We start from the raw sequence: 18,600 nt of genomic DNA on the forward strand, positions 1-18,600 counted from the left end.
TTCATGCCGAAAGACGGCATGCCGACGTCCCGGCTGGTGTTCTGGGGACTGGTCTTCGCGGTGGCCCTGTTCCTGAGACATCCGGGCGCGCTGCTGATGGCGCAGTTCTGGGGCGAGGATTCATGGGTCTGGTATCCGCAGGCCTATGAGCAGGGGGCGGCAAGCCTGCTCAATCCGGAGACCGGATATCTCCAGACTTTCCCACGTCTGATCGGCCTTCTGGCGCAGGGCCTGCCGTTCCATCTGGCTCCGACCCTTTTTGCGGTCGTGGCCTTTCTGGTGCAACTCGCGCCACCTCTGTTTCTGCTGACCGGACGTCTGGATCAGGCATGGCCGGACAGGACGTCGCGCCTGCTGTTCGCGCTGTTCATGGTTGCGTTGCCCAATTCCTACGAAGTGCAGGTCAATCTCACCAACTCCCAGTGGCACCTCGCCATTCTGGCGTTTCTGGTTCTCCAGAGCACGCCGCCGCAGGGCTGGGGGCAGCGCCTGTTCGACGGAGCAGTCCTGCTGCTGTCAGGGCTGACAGGGCCGTTCTGCGTCTTCCTGTTTCCGATCGCCGTGCTCCGTTTTGCGGCGGTCCGGGACCGCTCGCATCTGATACGGCTTGCGCTCGTCAGTCTCTGTGTGGGCCTGCAGGCAATCACCTATCTGCACAAGGCACATCAGCGGGTCGGCACTGAACTCGGGGCCTCGCTTATCACCGGGATGCGCATCATCGCCCTCAATATCGAGATCGGCCTCCTGTTCGGACAGCATGCGGCTGCAGATGTGGCGGGGTCGGCATTGTGGTGGCAGCATCGCAGCCCGCCGGTCGTGCTCTGTCTTCTGGGGATCGCCGCCCTGATCTATGCCTGCATGCGTGGCCCTACGATTTTCCGTGAGGCGCTTCTTGCTTCCGGGCTGACCTTTGCGGCTGCCCTGGCGCATCCTCAGGTGTCCATTGATCAGCCCCAGTGGCATGTCATGCAGTATTCCGGCTGGAGCGATCGGTATTACATCTTCGCGATGCTGACCCTGCTCGGGTCATTCTTCGTTCTTGCCCGGGCCCCGCGCCCTGCGCGGAAGGCAGCCGGGGTCTCGGCGCTCCTGCTCGTCACAGCAGCCTGTATCCGGGACTGGCACTTTCCGTTCTTTCCGATGTCCGATTTCTATACGAAAGCCGCAGAGTTCGAACGCGCCCCTGCCGGAACGGTCATCACCTACGGAATTCAGCCCTCGCCAATGACCGCACAGATCCACAAGCGCTGAGAACCGACGAGCCTCTCGCGTCAATCATAAGCGGAATGCTCTGCGCCCCGAGTCTGGAATACGATGAAGGTTAACCGCTCAGCAGATCCGCCAGATCGTTCTGCACGGTAAAGGGCGGAGCGGTATCAGCGACAGTTCCCAGAAGGGGTACACCGCATGCCATCAGAAAATCTGCGATCCGGTCCAGTGTTTCGGGATCGCGTGTCGGATCATCTGCACTACCCTGCGGCACCCAGATCAGGGTCTCGTATCGGGCCCGTGTCAGCAGGACGCGATAGGTGTTCAGTCGCCATAGCGCCGTTTCCTCAGATTTTACATTGGCCCATTTCGTGCCCGAGAAACGACGTGGCTGCCAGCGATCGCCTGAAGGCGCGCGGATCAGGTCTCCATCCCAGCAAAGCCCCACGAAATCCAGTTCCAGCCCCTGGATTGCAAACTCCGTCGCGTAGGTTTCCAGCGCATCGGAAGCCCGGATGTCCCTGTCCGGAACCCAGCGGTTCAGAAACCACTGGGAGACAGCCTTGTCGTCCATATGCGGAACTTCACAGCCAAGCCCCTCGGCGCGAAGACGTTTCGCTTTGGAGCTTGCGACCAGCCCGCACCGGTAGGTCAGGCGGGAGCGATGACGGAGCCCGGCCCGCAGATCATCCAGACTGCGTGTGAGCCGAAACGGCAGATCCGTCTGCCCGGCCAGACTTCTCGCTGTCTCGACGTCTCCATTCAATACGGTATTGACCCAGCGGGGTGCTTTTTCTTCGCGCAGGGAGCGGATTGCCACCCCGAGATGCAAAAAGCACTGCCGGCCCGCCGCAAGTGCTGATGGCAGGTGGGTCAGGTCCCCGGTCCCGATCACGTCCGGAGCGGCCTCCACCAACCATGCCGGGCGGCTTAAAAGTGCCTCGCCCCAACAGGCCAGACCGCCTTCGCCATCATTGATTTCCTGTCCATGCCCGATCAGGCACAGAATGGCTGCAAACCCCTCATGCCGTCCCATGATGTCCAGCAGATGAGCAGGCTCGGAGTCCGTCAGCTTCACGTGACGTGATGTACTTTTGCGCACGGCCTGAGCCTGCGTCCAGCACCGTTGGGCCTCGTCAATGACCATGATCTGTTCAGGCGGACATTCTTCAGGCCGCCCGACATAATGATCGCGGAATTTCGTCAGGGACTGAATGGTGGATTCCATCCGCTGCTCCACGAGCAGGCGCTTTTGTCCACGACTGACGGTATCGCGCGTGAGGGCCTCCCGCAGAACCGAAACGAGGGTCGGGTTTCCCGTCAGGAACGTGGCGCCAGTTGCGTCGCTTCCATCTGCGAAGGCCGCTTTCAGACCACATAACGTCTTGCCCGCGCCCGGAATGCCCGACACGAACACAATCACCTTGCGCCCAGCTGTCCGGGCCGTGTCCAGAATGCTGGCGATGCAGGCCGAGGTCTGTGTCAGGTTCGTCGCATCGGCACGGGCGGTGTGGATGTCGGCAACGCTATGTGTCGCGTAAATCTGCCGGGCCGCCTCCACAATGCTTGGGACCGGATCGTAGGGAGCATGTTCCCATTGTGCGGGGACCAGCGGATGATCGGTATGAGCCGTCTGTGCCGCCAGCGTGGTCAGGAGCGTTTTCAGTCTCGCTGCATTGACGCACTGAACCTCTGTGACGCCCAAGGGAAGCAGAAGCGGCGTTGTTTGGGCTCGGGACGGCGCATCCGTGGCGACCAGAACGGGAACGAGCGGGTGTTTCCGACTTGCGGCATGAAAATCCAGCAGGTCGAGCGCATAGCCCTCCGTCTGGGAGAGAGCGGCCGCGTCGAAGCTGGACGAGCCAATTTTGAATTCCAGTACATAAATCGCGCCGGGCGAGACCAGAACCGTGTCGATCCGGCCGCCAAGCCGCGGGATCGGAAACTCGAACAGAACCTGCCAGTCCTGTGCGTTGGGAAGTGTGGAGAGAATTTCATGCAGAAGATCGATCTGCGCTTCCCAGGCACGAGCCTGCTGCGGCTCGCCCTGAAAACGGTTCTGCACCACCTTATGGGCCAAAGCGGCGCAGAGCTGGTCCGGAGGCGTGTGAAGGAACGTGGTGACGGATCCGGACCACCACGCTCCCATCGTCTCAGCCCTCGATCTGGCCGAAATCGGCGATCAGGGCGGTTGTCTCGCGGAAGCGGGACAGCAGCCTGAGGCGGTTGGCCCGTACCTCCGGCTCCGGCGCATTGACCGTCACGGCTTCGAAGAACCGGTCCAGCGTTGGGCGCAGGGCCGCAATGGCCTGCATCGCATCGGTGAAGCGCTCTTCTTTGAGAGCTGTTTCAATCGCGGGGACGGCCTGATCCAGACCGGCAGCCAGAGCGCGTTCTTCGTCCTGCGTGTAGAGAGTTGGATCGGGCGCGCCGGTATGCGGGCCGTCCTTCTTGTCCTCGATGCGCAGGATGTTGGCGGCCCGCTTGGCAGCAGCGAGCAGATTGCGGCCGTCTTCCGTCTGGATCATCTCCGACAGCGCCGAGGTCCGGGCCAGAAGCCGGACCAGATCGCCGTCCAGCCCGCGCGTCAGAATGGCCGCAAGAACGTCATGCCGCTCGCCTTCGCTGCGAAGCTGCACGCGCAGACGCTCGGCAATGAAGTCCGGCAGTTTGGCCAGTTCGCTGCCCGTCCGGCCATTTGCGGCCTGCGCGAACAGCGCCGGCAAATCCAGACGCAGCCCGTTGTCACGGATCGTGCGGATGATGCCGAGTGCCGCACGACGCAACGCATACGGATCGCCCGAACCGCTCGGCAGTTCGCCGATGGCAAAGAACCCGGCCAGCAGGTCCAGACGGTCCGCGAGTGCCACAGCGACCGAAACCGGCGCCTTTGCAGTCTCATCGGACTGACCGCGCGGCAGGTAATGCTCGGCCACGGCGCGGGAGACGGCCTCGTCTTCGCCATCATGCGCCGCATAATAGCCGCCCATGACGCCCTGAAGTTCCGGGAACTCGCCGACCATGCCGGTCGTCAGATCCGCCTTGGCCAGCAGACCCGCGCGCTCGGCCTGTGCGATCTGCGCGCCATCAAGCCCCATGGCCTGCGCCACGGTGCCTGCAAGCTTCGAGATCCGCTCGGCGCGCTCGGCCTGCGTGCCCAGCTTGGCATGGAACGTCACTGCCGCCAGCGCCGGAACGCGGTCAGCCAGTTTGGTCTTGCGGTCCAGATCCCAGAAATGTCGGGCATCGGCAAAACGGGCGCGGAGCACGCGCTCATTGCCCGCCGTGGTCAGCTTGCCACCATCCTTGAACGGCAGATTGCCGATGAAGGCGAAATAGGGTGCAGCCGAGCCGTCCGGATTGCGGAGCGCGAAATAACGCTGGTTGATCCGCATGGAGACCTGCATCACTTCCGCAGGCAGATCCATGAACGCAGCGTCGATCTGGCCCAGAAGCGGCACCGGATACTCGACCAGCCCGCAGACCTCATCGACCAGCCCGTCATCCTGCACGACCGTAATGCCGTGCTGGTCCGCCAGACGCGCCACACCGGTCCGCACCATGTCGCGGCGGCTGTCCATGTCCACGATGACCGAGCGGGTTTCAAGTTCGTCCTGCCACTGCTGGCCGGACAGGATCTCGAATGCGCCCGGAGCGAGGAAGCGATGGCCTTCGGAGAGGTTGGACGCCTTCAGACCATGCGCGTCATCTCCGTCACGGGCGAGGGCAAACGGGACGACATGCCCGTCCAGCAGGCAGGCGATCCGGCGCAGCGGGCGCACCCATGTGAAGTTCGAGCCTGCGCCCCAGCGCATGGATTTCGGCCAGGGGAACTTCCACAGCAGCTCCGGCACGGCTTCAGCCAGGCGGCTTTCCGCGCTCACCGGATCGAGCGACTTGTTCAGAACCCAGAAGCCGTTTTCCAGCGTCAGATCCGCTGGTGTGACGCCATGCTTGCGGGTGAAACCTTCCAGCGCCTTTTCTGGAGCTCCCCCGCGCGGCCCGCGTTCGGACACGCTGCGCGCCGGGATTTCGGCATCAACGCTCAGGACTGCCGCAATGCGCCGGGCGCCGAAGAAAATGCGCAGGTCGCGCGGGTTCAGGCCGTCGAGCGCTTTGGTCAGCAGCGAACCCAGATCGTTCGCCGCGCGGGCCTGCATGCCGGAGGGGATTTCCTCGCTGAACAGTTCGATAAAGAGTTCAGCCATGGGACGTCTCCTCCTCACCGGCGAGCCAGGCATCGCAGGCGGCTTTGGCAAGCGCTCGGACGCGCCCGATATAGGATGCGCGCTCGGACACGGAAATCACGCCCCGCGCATCCAGAAGATTGAACAGATGCGAGGCCTTGAGGCACTGGTCATAGGCAGGCTGGGCCACGCCGGCCTCGGACAGCCGGATGGACTCCCGCTCGGCATCGTTGAAATGGGTCAGCAGCATCTGCGTGTCAGCGAGCTCGAAATTATGGCGCGAATAGTCCTGCTCGGCACGCAGGAACACATCGCCATAGGTCAGGCCACGGCCGTTGAAATCGAGGTCATAGACGTTCTCAACGCCCTGCACATACATCGCCAGGCGCTCGAGCCCGTAGGTCAGCTCCGTAGACGGCATGACGGTCGGAATACCGCCAACCTGCTGGAAATAGGTGAACTGCGAGACTTCCATCCCGTCACACCAGACTTCCCAGCCCAGTCCCCAGGCGCCGATGGTCGGGTTTTCCCAGTCATCCTCGACGAATCGGATATCGTGCAGTTCCGGGTCGATCCCGATGGCGCGATAGCTGTCGAGCAGAAGCTGCTGGCTGTCTTCCGGCGTCGGCTTGAGCAGCACTTGATACTGGTAATAGTGCTGAAGACGGTTCGGGTTCTCGCCATAACGTCCATCCGACGGACGGCGGCAGGGCTGCACATAGGCCGCGGCCCACGGCTTGGGACCGAGCGCGCGAAGCGTAGTGTGAGGGGAGAGCGTGCCTGCTCCGAGTTCGGTATCGTAAGGCTGCAAAATGGCGCAGCCCTTCTCGGACCAGAATTGATGAAGGCGCAGGATCAGGTCCTGAAAACAGAGCGGCCGGGTCGCAGACAATTCGATAGGCTCCGGTTGGCAGAAATCGGGCGTCACCTTACAGGCACAGGCCCTGAACCGGAAGGGAGCCTCCTGCGGTTGATCTTGTAGAGTGCTCGTGGCTGCATCATATGATGGAGGCTCAGCAATTTCTTCATCTGGAAGGATGATGACGATGAATAACGAAGAACGCGATCTGATCGCCCGTTTCGTCGCCCGTGTCGGGGGAGGGCCGCAGGTCACGGGACCCGGCCAGCCACCGGCCGCCCCTCTGCCGCCTGTAGACCCCGAAGCGGACCGCTTCATCGCCGAAAACTTCCAGCAGTATCCGGAAGCGCGCTACCGCGTCACCCAGATGGCCGTGGTGCAGGAAGCCGCTCTGGCGCAGGCGCAGAACCGTATCCGCCAGCTTGAATTCCAGCTCCAGCAGGCCCAGCAGCAGCTCGCACAGGCGCAGCAGTCTGGCGGTGGCAAGTCGGGCGGGCTTTTCGGTGGTTTCTTCGGCGGTGGCAACCGCCCGCAGCAGTCCGCTCCCCCGCCGGGCTGGGGCGCACAGGCTGCGCCTCCGCCGAACTTCATGCCGCAGCAGCAGTATGGTTATCCGCCAGGTTACCAGCCGGGCATGTTTCAGCGCGGCGGTTCGGGCTTTCTCGGCTCGGCCCTGACGACGGCTGCGGGTGTGGCCGGCGGCATGATGGCCGCCAACGCGCTTGAAGGCCTGTTCTCCGACCATCACGGTGGCGGCGGCGACGCAGCCGGCGGCTGGGGCGCGGGTGGTGACACGATCATCAACAATTACGGCAGTGATGCGTCGACGGCCGATCCCTTTGGCGGTTCGGGTACCGATGCCGGTAACTTCTCCAACTCCGATTTCGGCGGTGGCGATTCCGGTGGAGGAGACTTCGGCGGCGGTGACGGCGGCGGATTCGACGACATGTTCTGAGTCTGTCTCCACCGGACAGATGTTTTTCAAAAGCCCGTCCGGACGTGATGTCCGGGCGGGTTTTTTGATGTTTGCCAACCCGTCGCCTTATGCTGCGTTCGCTCTCATGACTGACCTCTTTCCCAACCGGGAGGCCCCATCCGATGTCCCATTCCGTCCAGAACGCCGATTTCCGTGATCTTTCAGCCTTCGACGCGCTTGAGGACGGCAGGATCACCCCTTTTTCTCTGGACGGAGTACCAGTGGTCCTTATCCGCGATGGCGAAGAAATCCACGCCTTCGCAGGAAAATGCCCGCATAAGGAAGCGCCGCTGGAACAGGGGGCGTTCTGCCGGACCGAAAAAGGCAGTGTGCTGGTCTGCCCCTGGCACAAGGCGGTTTTTGATGCGACGGATGGAAGCCTTGTCGAACCGCTGGCCCTTGATCCCCTGCCGCGTTACCCGGCCCGGATCGTTGATGGGCGCGTTCTGGTCGGGCTGAAGCCGATGCAGCGTGTCGCGCCGCAGAAACGACAGGAAGGGGACAGCGTCCTGCTTCTTGGTGCCGGAGCCGCAGCTGTCAGTGCGGCAGTCACGCTTCGGGCGGAAGGCTTCGCGGGCACCATTACGATGGTGAGCGAGGAAAAGGATCTCCCCTATGACCGCACGGCCCTGAGCAAGACCGTCCTCGTCAGCGAATCCGAAAAAGCGCATGCGCCTCCGGTCCGGGAAGAAGAATTCTATACCGAGCGCGACATCACGCGCATCCGGGGGCATGTGGCGCAGTTCGATCCGCAGACCCGGACCGCAACCCTGGAGGATGGGACGCAACTGACAGCCGATCATGTCCTGATCGCCACGGGTGCGGTCACTAAAAAACCGGGTATTCCGGGGGTAGAGATGAAAGGCGTCTATACGCTGCATCGCGAAGCGGACGCCGAGCGGATCGCCGCCATTCTGGACCCCGACCTGGCGGTGACGATCGTGGGCGCGGGATTCATCGGGCTTGAGGCAGCCTCCTCCCTGCGACAGCGGGGCGTTGGTGTGACAATCATTTCCGATAGCGAAATCCCGATGGAAAAGCAGTTCGGCCGCGAAATTGGCATTCGTCTCCGTCAGTTGCATGAAGAAAACGGCGTGGCGTTCGTCTCGGACGCACGGGTGACGAAGATCTATGCCGATGAGGGCAAAGAGGGGACGGCGTCTGGCGTTGAACTGGACGACGGCACGCGTCTGCCCGCCGCTTTTGTGCTTCTGGGCGTCGGGGTGATGCCGGTTACGGATTATGTTTCGGGTCTCGAACGCGACAAAAGCGGCGCGATTGTCGTGAACGGCCAGATGCGCGTGACGCGGGGCGACGACGTTGGGGCCTATCCCAGTGTCTATGCCGCGGGAGACGCCTCGGCTGTCTTCCATGACGGTGCGCCACGGCGAATCGAGCATTGGCGTCACGCCGAAGTGCAGGGGCGGATCGCAGCTCTGGCGATGATGGGACATGATACTCCGAACGTGCCCATGCCGTGGTTCTGGACGCAGCAGTTTGGCAAGAAAATCGAGCTTCTGGGATGGGGCGAGAGCTTCGACAACGTTGCGCTGGAAGGCGATATCCGCGGTTTCAAGTTCCTTGCGACCTATCTCAAGGATGGCAAACCCATCGCGCTGGCCGGAGCCGGGCATGCGGCCGACATGGCGCGGGCTGCGGTCGATTTCGACGGTTTCATGAAGGAAAAGGTCTGAACGCGCGCCTGAAGTCGCAGAAAACTTGACATCAGAGGGCCGTCCCGGCTTCCTGCGCCCACTTATCCGCACAGGACGTTGAAGAGGCCCGACATGCATCCATACCGCACCCATGACTGTAGCGCCCTGCGTGAAGAGAACGCCGGGCAGACCGTCCGTCTTTCCGGCTGGGTGCACAGCAAGCGCGATCACGGCGGCCTGCTGTTCATCGACCTGCGCGACCATTATGGCGTGACGCAGATCGTCATCCCCTCGGGCACGGATCTGCTGGAAAAGGTCGAGCGCCTGCGTGTCGAGAGCGTCATTACCGTGACCGGCAAGGTTGTGGTGCGGCATGGATCGCAGCGCAACGCGAACCTGCCGACCGGTGACGTCGAAGTTCTGGCCGAGGCTCTGGACGTTCGTTCCAGCGCCGAAGTCCTGCCGTTCCAAGTTGCGGGCAACGAGCACTACCCTGAAGAACTGCGTCTGAAGTATCGCTATATCGACCTGCGCCGCGACAAGATGCACCAGAACATCCTGCTCCGCAGCAAGATCATCACGAGCCTGCGCCAGCGCATGATCGCGCAGGGCTTCACCGAGTTCCAGACGCCGATCCTGACGGCCTCGTCCCCTGAAGGTGCACGGGACTTCCTCGTCCCGGCCCGTCTGCATCCGGGTAAGTTCTACGCCCTGCCGCAGGCTCCGCAGCAGTTCAAGCAGCTTGCGATGGTTGCCGGTTTCGACCGCTACTTCCAGATCGCACCCTGCTTCCGTGACGAAGCCTCCCGCGCGGACCGCAGCCCGGGCGAGTTCTATCAGCTCGATTTCGAGATGTCGTTCGTCACGCAGGAGGATGTCTTCACAGTGCTCGAACCCGTCCTCGCCGGCGTGTTCAACGAGTTCACGCCTGAAGGCTGGAAGATCACGGATGGCGCATTCCCGCGCATTCCGTATGCCGATGCCATGCGCGACTACGGCTCCGACAAGCCGGATCTGCGCAACCCGCTGATCATCAAGGATGTGACGGACGCGTTCCGCGATTCCGGTTTCGGTCTGTTCGCCAAGATCGCGGCCTCGGGCGGCCAGATCCGCGCGATCCCGGCTCCGGGTGCGGGCGACCGTCCGCGCGGCTTCTTCGATAAGCTCAACACCTGGGCGCGTGAGAGCGGTGCCGGTGGTCTGGGCTACATCATTTTCGAGGCCGAAGGCGGCAAGGGCCCGATTGCCAAGAACCTTGAAGCCGAGCGCGTCGAGAGCATCCGTGAAGCCTGTGGCCTGAAGGCTGGTGACGCCGTGTTCTTCGCAGCAGGCAAGGGGGACGAAGTTGCCAAGTTCTCTGGCGTCGTCCGCACCAAGGTCGCAACCGAGCTGGACCTGATCGAGAAGAACGCGTTCCGCTTCTGCTGGGTCGTGGACTTCCCGATGTTCGAGCTGAACGAGGAAACCGGACAGGTCGACTTCTCGCACAACCCGTTCTCCATGCCGCAGGGTGGCCTCGACGCCCTGAATACGCAGGATCCGCTGACGATCAACGCCTATCAGTACGATATCGTCTGCAACGGTGTGGAACTGTCCTCTGGCGCGATCCGGAACCATCTGCCGGAAGTCATGCTGCGTGCCTTCGAAATCGCAGGCTACGGCCCCGAGGTCGTGGAAGAGCGTTTCGGCGGCATGCTGAACGCCTTCCGTTACGGTGCCCCGCCGCATGGTGGTGCCGCACCGGGCGTGGACCGTATCGTGATGCTGCTGGCCGATGAGCCGAACATCCGCGAAGTCATTCTCTTCCCGCTTAACCAGAGCGGCGAAGACCTCATGATGGAAGCCCCGGCCCCGGTCGAACCGGCCCGTCTGAAAGAGCTTCATCTGGCGCTCGACCTGCCGAAGCCCAAGCCGACCGCCAGCAAGTAAGCCTTAAGCAGCTTCGTCTGCTGTTTCAGAACCGGTATCTTCCATTCGGGAGATGCCGGTTTTTTTATGCCGTCTGCAACACTTCGTCATTCCTGTCGTTGGAGAAACAGATCCCAACATTCAAGGCAGAATCTCCAATGGCTGACGACAAGAAAAATGCCTTCCTGACAGACGTGCAGACGCTGCGGGCAAACGCGAAGAAATCCCTCGACGACGGCGCGGTAACCGCCACCTACAAGGGCGACGTCAAGACCGCGATCGACATCCTTCAGGCCGTTGTGGCGACGGAACTGGTCTGCGTCCTGCGCTACACGATGCACGCCATTTCCGTCGAAGGTCTGACCAGCGAGAGCGTCGGCGCAGAGTTTAGCGAACATGCCGCCTCCGAGCGCAAGCACATGCTGGCGGCTGCCAACCGTATCGACCAACTCGGCGGCGTGCCGAACTTCAACCCCGAAGGTCTGGCCACGCGTTCCGCTACCGAATACGGCAATGGCGGCAATCTCGTCGAAATGGTGAAGCAGGACCTGATCGCCGAGCGCGTCGTGATCGAGCATTATCAGGAACTCATCCGCTATTTCGGTGACAACGATCCCACGACCCGCATCATGCTCGAGGGCTTCTTGGCCGACGAGGAAGATCACGCCACGGATCTGCATGACCTGCTTGTGGCCCATGAAGGCAAGCCGTTCCTGTCATGATGTAGCTTTTCGGGCAGGTCAGTTGATCTGCCCGGTCCTGTTGCTGATGCCCACATGGGTTGAGACGCTCAAATGGGCGTAGATATGCTGGCGTGCAGGCAGGGTCTGCGTCTCGTCATCCCGAAACGCCACCTGTTCATCCGGGATATCGATCATAACCACCCGGTGAGCAAAAAAGGGTGCCCCCAGAAGCGCATTGGACAATCCGGGTTCCACTATGACGTTTTCCGTGTGACCCGGACCATCCCCAAAAGCATAGCCGGGAAGCGGAACCCGTTTCCCGGTCAGGGAATTCCAGAGAAAATCTGTCCGGACCAGGGGTGCGGTTCGCATGACTTCAGCGGGAATGGCTCCTGATGCGATCCATCTCGCGGGAACTGCGTTTTCGGCGTAATCGGGAACCAGCCCTGCCATCCGTTTCTGATGATCGATCGTGACGGGAATCCCGACGGGGGTAATCCAGGCGCGTAAAAGGGGGAATGTCCGGATGTTGTTTCCGAGAAGAATATGCCCGATGTCAGCACAGGGCTTGCGGTAACGAACTCGCAGAAAAATCAGCTTTCCATGCGGTTCGTCCAGAATGACCGGTCCTTTTGAAATGACATCCACTCCCAGCATGCCGATGAGGGGGCGGCCATTGACGCTCTCTTCCGTCATTGGAGGCATGAGCTCCGCAGGAAGTGTGACGGGGGCGGCATTTCCCACGCGCAGGTCTTCAAGCGCGGTGTTGTAAACAAAGGTGCTTGTTCCGTCGTCCTCGGTCAGCACCCGTGGCCTTCCCGTCGGGGAAAAATTCAGCGCTGTTGTGTTCCAGACCGTTGTTTCCGGCGCGTCGAACGATACGAACATTGCTGCATCGAGTGTTCCGACAGTCACGGGAATGACCGGAGCATCCCCGCGACCTTCCAGCAGCGGGACCACCGTGGCGGCTGTGACGCAGTCATGGATATCCGCAGCCTGAGCATGGACGCTGTTGCAGCTTCCCAGAACGGCCCCAGCCAATACGAAACCTCGTAGAAGGCTTTTTATGGATGGCTGTTGGCGCATTCTTTCCCTGACCGGCTGATCTGTGCCGGGGATGATAGGAAGAGCTGTTACGAAAGCGCAAATGATACGCTGTGATTGCGGTCGCTTTTTCGTAGGTATGATGGGCTCTGACTGTCCTGCAACATAACATCATGTGTTGCCAGCAAGGCGCCACAATGCCGCCTCATCAATGCCGTGCAGATCCGCGAATCATCTTTCCGTGACAAGGCGTCATGATAAGGAGAGCATTGATGCTGAAACATCTGTCAGGGATCTTGGCTGTTTCCGCCCTGTTTGCAGGTACGATGGCGATTGCGCCGATGTCGGGAACAGCCCATGCCCAGTTCGTGCCCTATAGTGGCCCATACCGGCAGCCGCCGCCGCCGCCGCATACGCTTCCGGAGACCATTCCTCCCCATCGCGGAGACCTGCACTGGGTGCCGGGCTACTGGCGCTGGAGCGGCAACGGGTATCAGTGGCAGCCGGGCCATTTGAGCCGAAAACCCAGTCTGCGACACGCATGAGGGGATCTAAGGGAGACAGGGTGGCCTGTTCCCCTTACGCCTTCAAACCGTAACGAGAACCGGGACGTGATCGGAGGCCTTTTCCTTCGTCCGCTCGTCACGGTCGATCACGAAGGCTGTCAGACGTTCGGTCAGGCGGGATGACAGGAGCGCATGGTCGATCCGCAGGCCCGAATTTCGCTGGAACGCCGCCGCCTGATAATCCCAGAACGTGTAATGCCGGCCCGCAGGGTGCAGGGCGCGCAGGGCATCCGTTAGCCCCATCCATTTTAACCTGCGGAACGCCGCGCGCGTCTCGGGTCGCACCAGTGCATCATCAGGTGACAGCGCGCCGGGCGCCAGATCCTCGTCCGTCGGGCAGACATTGAAATCGCCGATGAACGCAAACGGCTTTTCTGCATCGAGCAGAACACGCGCGCGTTCCGCTAAAGCGTCAAAAAACGCCAGCTTGGTCGCGTAACCGTCTTCGCCGCCGGAATTGCCGTTGGGCAGATACAGATTGCCGATCGTGATGCCGTCGAGTTCCGCCTCGATATAACGGGCAGACGGATGATCGAAGCCCGGAAGCGTATGGTGCGTCACCGTGAAAGGCCGGCGTCCGATCAGGGCGACGCCGTTATAGGCTTTCTGTCCCGAGGTTGCGACATGTAGCCCGGCTTCTGCGAACACGGCCGGAAACTGGCTGTCTTCGCATTTGATTTCCTGAAGGCACAGCAGGTCACAGTCCGGATGGCGTTCCAGCCAGTCCTGAACGTGATGGGCGCGGGCGCGTATGGAGTTGATGTTCCAGCTCGCGAAGGTGAACGGCGTCGTGCTCATTGGATCAGGCCAGCGAGAAGCTGGTGCCGCAGCCACAGGACGAGGCCGCATTGGGGTTCGTCACCGTAAAATGCGCCCCCATCAGCTTGTCCACGAATTCCAGCTCCGCGTTTTCCAGCAGGTCGAGGCTTGTCGTATCCACGAACACGCGCGCGCCGTCACGCTCGATGATGATATCATCCGCTCCCTGATCGCGTTCCAGTTTGAACTGGTACTGAAATCCGTTGCATCCTCCGGCCAGAACCGCAACGCGCAGCGCAAGCCCCTCGGGTTCGGGCTGGGCTGCGATGATCTCCTTGATGCGGGCGGCCGCACTGGCGGAAACGCTGAAAGGCACGGTGTCGGACATGGGTTCTGTTTCCCGGACTCTGGTAAAGACACTCTGAAAAGACAACTGCGGTCCTGATTATATGGCCAGAGCGTCCCCCAGAGCAAAGGGGTGGGTAGAGGAGGCATGCTTGCGCGGGCACAATGCTGGCGTAGAATGGTCCCGTGGGCCGCCCGAAACGGCGCTCTCTCGGCCCGACGGCTCACGCAGGACATGTCTTGATGGTAGCGATCTACGCGGTACAGGATTCCGGCTCCCCTACGGATTTCAGAGGCCGACTCTACCCCGAAGTGGAAAGCCCGGTCCGCTCGCCCTGGCAGCGGGACCGTGACCGCGTGCTGCATTCTGCGGGGTTCCGGACCCTGCAATACAAGACACAGGTCTTCATCAACCACGAAGGCGATTTTTTCCGTACGCGCCTGACGCATTCGCTCGAAGTCGCGCAGATCGCCCGCTCCATCGCCCGCAATCTGGACCTTAATGAGGATCTGACCGAAACCGTGGCGCTTGCTCACGATCTCGGTCACACGCCGTTCGGCCATGCCGGGGAAGACGCCCTCGCACTTGCGATGAAGGACTGGGGTGGCTTCGATCACAACACCCAATCCCTGCGGCTCGTGACTGCGCTCGAAGCCCGCTACCACGCCTTTGATGGCCTGAACCTGACATGGGAAGCGCTGGAGGGCCTCGCCAAACATAACGGCCCGGTCAAACGCCCGACGCCCTATTTCGCGGAATACGACGCAAAACATCATCTGGACCTGCAAAGCCATGCTTCGGCGGAAGCGCAGGTAGCCGCCATGTCGGACGATATCGCCTATCACGGCCACGATCTCGATGACGGTCTGCGCGCCGGGCTGCTGTCTTTTGAGGATATTGAAGACCTGCCGCTGGTCGGAGACGCCCTGCGCCGGTCCCGCGAGATGGAGCGTCAGATCGGGCGTGAGGCGTCTGATCAGGCCCAGCGCGTGCGTCATGAAACCATCCGCGTCGTCATCAACCAGCTCGCCACCGACCTGACGGACCAGACGCGCCGGAACCTCGAAGCGCTCAATCCGCAATCGGCCGACGACATCCGTAATGCCGGCTATCCCGTGGTGGCGTTCAGCCCGGAAATGCGTGAGGCCAACAAGACCATCCGCAAGTTTCTCTATGCCAACATGTACCGCCACTGGCGCGTCAACCGCATGGCGCGGAAGGCCAAGATCGCCGTGCGCGAAATTTTCGACATCCTGTCCGAAGATCCCGGCCTTCTGCCTGATCCGCTGCGCGGGCATGCGAAAGCCGCCGATGACGTACAGCGCAGGCGTCTGGTGGCCGATTATATTGCCGGAATGACCGATCGTTTCGCGATGGAAGAACATCGACGGTTGACGGACCTCTCCGTGCTGGGCTGATAGAGCCTCTGATTTGAAGACGCGTTACAGGAATCGAGCTGAAATGGCCGCTGACACCACGACCCTTACGACTGACTGTCTCTTTGCCCGCACCCGGGTTCAGGTGTGCGACGCTCTGCGATCGGTCGTCCCCGGCCTGCCGGAAGAGGTGGTGCAGCGCGTCGATCTGACCCCCACCCGGGACCCGTCCCACGGCGATATGGCGACGAATGCTGCGATGCTGGCCGCCAAGCCCGCACGCCGCAAACCCGCCGATATTGCCGCCGAACTGGTCGCGAAGCTCTCCGAACTTCCGGAGATCGCGAAGGCCGAAGCGGCAGGGCCGGGCTTCGTGAACCTGACGCTCAGGCCCGAAGTCCTGCAGGGCGTGGCCGTCTCGGTTCTCAAAGCTGGCGAGCGTTATGGCCGCTCCACAATGGGGCAGGGGACGCGCGTGAACGTGGAATACGTCTCCGCCAACCCGACCGGCCCGATGCATGTCGGTCACTGTCGCGGCGCGGTGGTCGGTGACGCGCTGGCAAACCTGCTCGAAGCCGCAGGCAGCCCGGTGACGCGCGAATATTACATCAACGACGCCGGAACGCAGGTCGTCGCTCTGACCTGGGCCACATACTGGCGCTATCTTCAGGCCATCGGCACGGAGATTCCCGCAGACGATTTCAGCCCGCTGACGCCGAATGGCCTGCAATATCAGGGCGAGTACCTGATCCCTGTTGCCGAGAGCATTGTTAAGACGCATGGTCGCGCGCTCGCCAATGCCGAAGGTGGTCCCGCCGATCCGTCCGTCTGGTTCGAGACGGTGCGCCGTGAAGCCCTGACGCAGATGATGGCGGCCATCCGCGAGGATCTGGAAGCGCTGGGCATTTCGCACGAAGTCTTCGCCAGCGAGGCCGAAACGCTGGCCAGTGGTCGTGTGGATGCCGCGATCGCAAAGCTCGACAGCAAGGGCCTGCTTTATGAAGGCGTGCTCGAGCCGCCCAAGGGCAAAATGCCGGAAGACTGGGAAGCCCGTCCGCAGACGCTCTTCCGCTCCACCGAATTCGGCGATGATCAGGACCGTGCACTCCGCAAGTCCGATGGCACCAACACCTATTTCGCCAACGACATCGGCTACCATGCCCAGAAGGCCGAAAATGCCGACGTCCTGATCGACGTCCTCGGCGCCGATCACGGCGGGTACGTGTCCCGCATGCGCGCCGCCATTTCCGCCCTGACGGATGGCAAGACCGGCTTTGAAGTCGTGATGTGCCAGATCGTGCGCGTCGTGAAGAACGGCGAGCCGGTGAAGATGTCCAAGCGCGCTGGCACGTTCGTGACCCTGCGCGATCTGCTCGACGAAGTGGGCCGTGACGCCGTGCGCTTCACGATGCTGACCCGTAAGGCCGACGCGCAGATGGAATTCGACCTGGACGCCGTTGTCGCCCAGACGCGCGACAACCCGGTGTTCTACGTCCAGTACGCCCATGCCCGCTGCCGTTCGGTCCTGCGTTCGGCCGAGACGATGTTCGGCGCGGACGCCGTGATGCCGGAAGCCCTGTGCAGCGCTGACCTGGCCAACCTGTCTTCGGACGTCGAACTGGCCGTCCTGCGTCGTCTGGCGGCTTTCCCACGCAGTGTCGAAGCCGCGGCTACGGCCCGTGAGCCGCACCGCATCGCGACCTATTGCATTGATCTGGCCTCCGACTTCCATGCCCTGTGGAACCGGGGCCGTGAAGATACCACCCTGCGCTTCCTGCACGAGAACGACCGCGCAACCAGCCTCGCCAAGCTGGCGCTGGTTTCGGCCATTGCGGGAACGCTGCGCTGTGCCCTCACCATTCTCGGCGTCGTGCCGGTAGAGGAAATGCGATGAGCCCGGAAAACGATCAGGATCGCAACCGCCCCGATCCCGGCGATTACGCCCGCGCCCCGAAACAGCCTGCGGGTCCGGCTTCCGGACCACGCCCGCAGGCGCGTTTCGACCGCGAGCGGCTGAGCAACGATTATGACGACGAGCCCCCGCCGCGTCGCCGTCCGGCTGCTGCCGGAGGAGCCTCCGGAGCGGGGCGTCTGACATCGGTTCTGGGTAGTGATCCTGCCACGCGCAAGCTGGTCGGCGGTGCGGTTGGCATCGGCGTGGTGCTGATGCTGGCGGTCGGCGGCTGGTCGCTCATGGGCGGCCACCATGGTGGCATCCCCATCATCGGTCCGCCGCCGGGCCCCGTGAAGGACCGTCCCGCCGATCCGGGCGGAATGCAGATCATGAGTGGTGATGACGGGGAAACCGACATGACCGGCAACGGCGAGGCGCATCTCGCGCCCGGCCCCGAGCAACCCGATACGAAGGCGCTGGCCCGTCAGTACGGCGTCCCTCCCGGCACACCGGCACCGGGAACATCTGCAACAGACGCACCGAAAGCGGATGCCCCGGCACAGGGAGCCGCCACTCCGGACAAGGCTTCGACAGCCCAGACGCCTGCGATCCCGCCCGAAGCGGCTGCGCCTGCGGATACGGGGCAGATGTCTCCCGGGACCGCGCTGCCTGCCACAGTTCCGGAAAAGCCGCAGGATCAGGCTTCTGCCCCGGCCGAGCCTCCAAAGGCTGCGCCTGTCAAGGAAGCCTCCAAGAAGGAAGAGGCGCCCGTCCATCATGCGGCGCGACCGGTGGAGAAGCCGCTGCCCGCGCCTGTGCCCAATCCCGATGCTGTCGCAGCGCCCAAAACCGCCGCTCCGGCTGCGGAGAAAACCGAGGCAGCCGGTGGTTCGCATGAAGTGCAGCTAGGCGCGCTCGACAGTGAAGCCGCGGCCCGTAAGGAATGGGACAGTCTGCGCCATCAGGCGCCGGCCCTGCTCGCCGGGCATACACCGCTGTTCGAAAAGACCACGCGTGGGGATCATACATTCGTGCGTCTGCGGATCGGCGGATTTGCGGATCTGAAGGCTGCGCGGGCTTACTGTGTGAAGCTGCATGCACAGTCCGTCGCCTGTACGCCAGCCCAGTTCTGAGCGCT

At 62.4% G+C, this 18,600-nt stretch carries 15 protein-coding genes; 9 read left to right on the plus strand and 6 right to left on the minus strand.

Annotation, left to right across the window (positions count from 1 at the left end):
* Positions 1–18 precede the first annotated feature (18 nt).
* A complete protein-coding gene (locus A0U94_RS02815; protein ID WP_149026645.1) occupies positions 19–1,251 on the plus strand; it encodes a hypothetical protein in 1,233 nt (410 codons plus the stop codon).
* A gap of 70 nt (positions 1,252–1,321) precedes the next feature.
* Here the strand turns inward: A0U94_RS02815 and A0U94_RS02820 are convergent, their stop codons facing one another.
* From A0U94_RS02820 to A0U94_RS02830, 3 genes are read right to left on the minus strand one after another with little or no spacing between them, the layout of a single operon-like run.
* On the minus strand, positions 1,322–3,358 hold the full coding sequence (locus tag A0U94_RS02820) for a DNA/RNA helicase domain-containing protein (RefSeq protein WP_077802379.1): 2,037 nt from the start codon (positions 3,356–3,358) through the stop codon (positions 1,322–1,324).
* A 4-nt stretch (positions 3,359–3,362) separates the two neighbouring features.
* Complete coding sequence (gene glyS, locus A0U94_RS02825; protein ID WP_077802380.1) at positions 3,363–5,417, minus strand: glycine--tRNA ligase subunit beta; 2,055 nt, start codon at positions 5,415–5,417, stop codon at positions 3,363–3,365.
* Positions 5,410–6,288, minus strand: coding sequence for a glycine--tRNA ligase subunit alpha (locus A0U94_RS02830; RefSeq protein WP_062033727.1), 879 nt, complete (start codon positions 6,286–6,288; stop codon positions 5,410–5,412). Before A0U94_RS02830 ends, glyS begins: the two co-directional genes overlap by 8 nt.
* A gap of 154 nt (positions 6,289–6,442) precedes the next feature.
* Between A0U94_RS02830 and A0U94_RS02835 the strand changes: the two genes are divergently transcribed.
* The 4 genes from A0U94_RS02835 (at position 6,443) to A0U94_RS02850 (ending at position 11,516) form a co-directional block, all read left to right on the plus strand.
* Positions 6,443–7,210 (plus strand): DUF2076 domain-containing protein, encoded by a 768-nt coding sequence (locus A0U94_RS02835; RefSeq protein WP_062033911.1) that lies wholly within the window; start codon positions 6,443–6,445, stop codon positions 7,208–7,210.
* 143 nt (positions 7,211–7,353) lie between these two features.
* Positions 7,354–8,925 carry an FAD-dependent oxidoreductase gene (locus A0U94_RS02840; protein WP_077802381.1) on the plus strand — a complete coding sequence of 524 codons (1,572 nt, stop codon included), beginning with the start codon at positions 7,354–7,356 and terminating at the stop codon, positions 8,923–8,925.
* Between the two features lie 93 nt (positions 8,926–9,018).
* The gene (gene aspS, locus A0U94_RS02845) at positions 9,019–10,815 is read left to right on the plus strand and encodes an aspartate--tRNA ligase (RefSeq protein ID WP_077802382.1); all 1,797 of its coding nucleotides are present in this window, start codon (positions 9,019–9,021) and stop codon (positions 10,813–10,815) included.
* A gap of 137 nt (positions 10,816–10,952) precedes the next feature.
* Positions 10,953–11,516, plus strand: coding sequence for a ferritin-like domain-containing protein (locus A0U94_RS02850; protein ID WP_077802383.1), 564 nt, complete (start codon positions 10,953–10,955; stop codon positions 11,514–11,516).
* Between the two features lie 18 nt (positions 11,517–11,534).
* Here the strand turns inward: A0U94_RS02850 and A0U94_RS02855 are convergent, their stop codons facing one another.
* Positions 11,535–12,518, minus strand: coding sequence for a hypothetical protein (locus A0U94_RS02855; protein WP_077802384.1), 984 nt, complete (start codon positions 12,516–12,518; stop codon positions 11,535–11,537).
* 275 nt (positions 12,519–12,793) lie between these two features.
* Here A0U94_RS02855 and A0U94_RS02860 point away from each other — a divergent pair, with 275 nt between their 5' ends.
* The gene (locus tag A0U94_RS02860) at positions 12,794–13,066 is read left to right on the plus strand and encodes a YXWGXW repeat-containing protein (protein ID WP_062033715.1); all 273 of its coding nucleotides are present in this window, start codon (positions 12,794–12,796) and stop codon (positions 13,064–13,066) included.
* 42 nt (positions 13,067–13,108) lie between these two features.
* On the opposite strand, the gene xth is transcribed toward A0U94_RS02860, so the two are convergent.
* Both xth and A0U94_RS02870 read right to left on the minus strand, forming a co-directional pair.
* Entirely contained in the window at positions 13,109–13,885 is a 777-nt protein-coding gene (xth, locus tag A0U94_RS02865) for an exodeoxyribonuclease III (protein ID WP_077802385.1), read from the minus strand.
* 4 nt (positions 13,886–13,889) lie between these two features.
* On the minus strand, positions 13,890–14,234 hold the full coding sequence (locus A0U94_RS02870; RefSeq protein WP_077802386.1) for a HesB/IscA family protein: 345 nt from the start codon (positions 14,232–14,234) through the stop codon (positions 13,890–13,892).
* Between the two features lie 200 nt (positions 14,235–14,434).
* Here A0U94_RS02870 and A0U94_RS02875 point away from each other — a divergent pair, with 200 nt between their 5' ends.
* From A0U94_RS02875 to A0U94_RS02885, 3 genes are read left to right on the plus strand one after another with little or no spacing between them, the layout of a single operon-like run.
* Complete coding sequence (locus tag A0U94_RS02875; protein ID WP_077802387.1) at positions 14,435–15,610, plus strand: deoxyguanosinetriphosphate triphosphohydrolase; 1,176 nt, start codon at positions 14,435–14,437, stop codon at positions 15,608–15,610.
* A gap of 43 nt (positions 15,611–15,653) precedes the next feature.
* A complete protein-coding gene (argS, locus tag A0U94_RS02880; RefSeq protein ID WP_077802388.1) occupies positions 15,654–17,462 on the plus strand; it encodes an arginine--tRNA ligase in 1,809 nt (602 codons plus the stop codon).
* Positions 17,459–18,595, plus strand: coding sequence for an SPOR domain-containing protein (locus A0U94_RS02885; RefSeq protein WP_077802389.1), 1,137 nt, complete (start codon positions 17,459–17,461; stop codon positions 18,593–18,595). The genes argS and A0U94_RS02885 overlap by 4 nt, the downstream gene beginning before the upstream one ends.
* Positions 18,596–18,600 lie beyond the last annotated feature (5 nt).

The sequence above is a fragment of the Gluconobacter albidus genome (genome assembly GCF_002005485.1).
Classification (GTDB): domain Bacteria; phylum Pseudomonadota; class Alphaproteobacteria; order Acetobacterales; family Acetobacteraceae; genus Gluconobacter; species Gluconobacter albidus.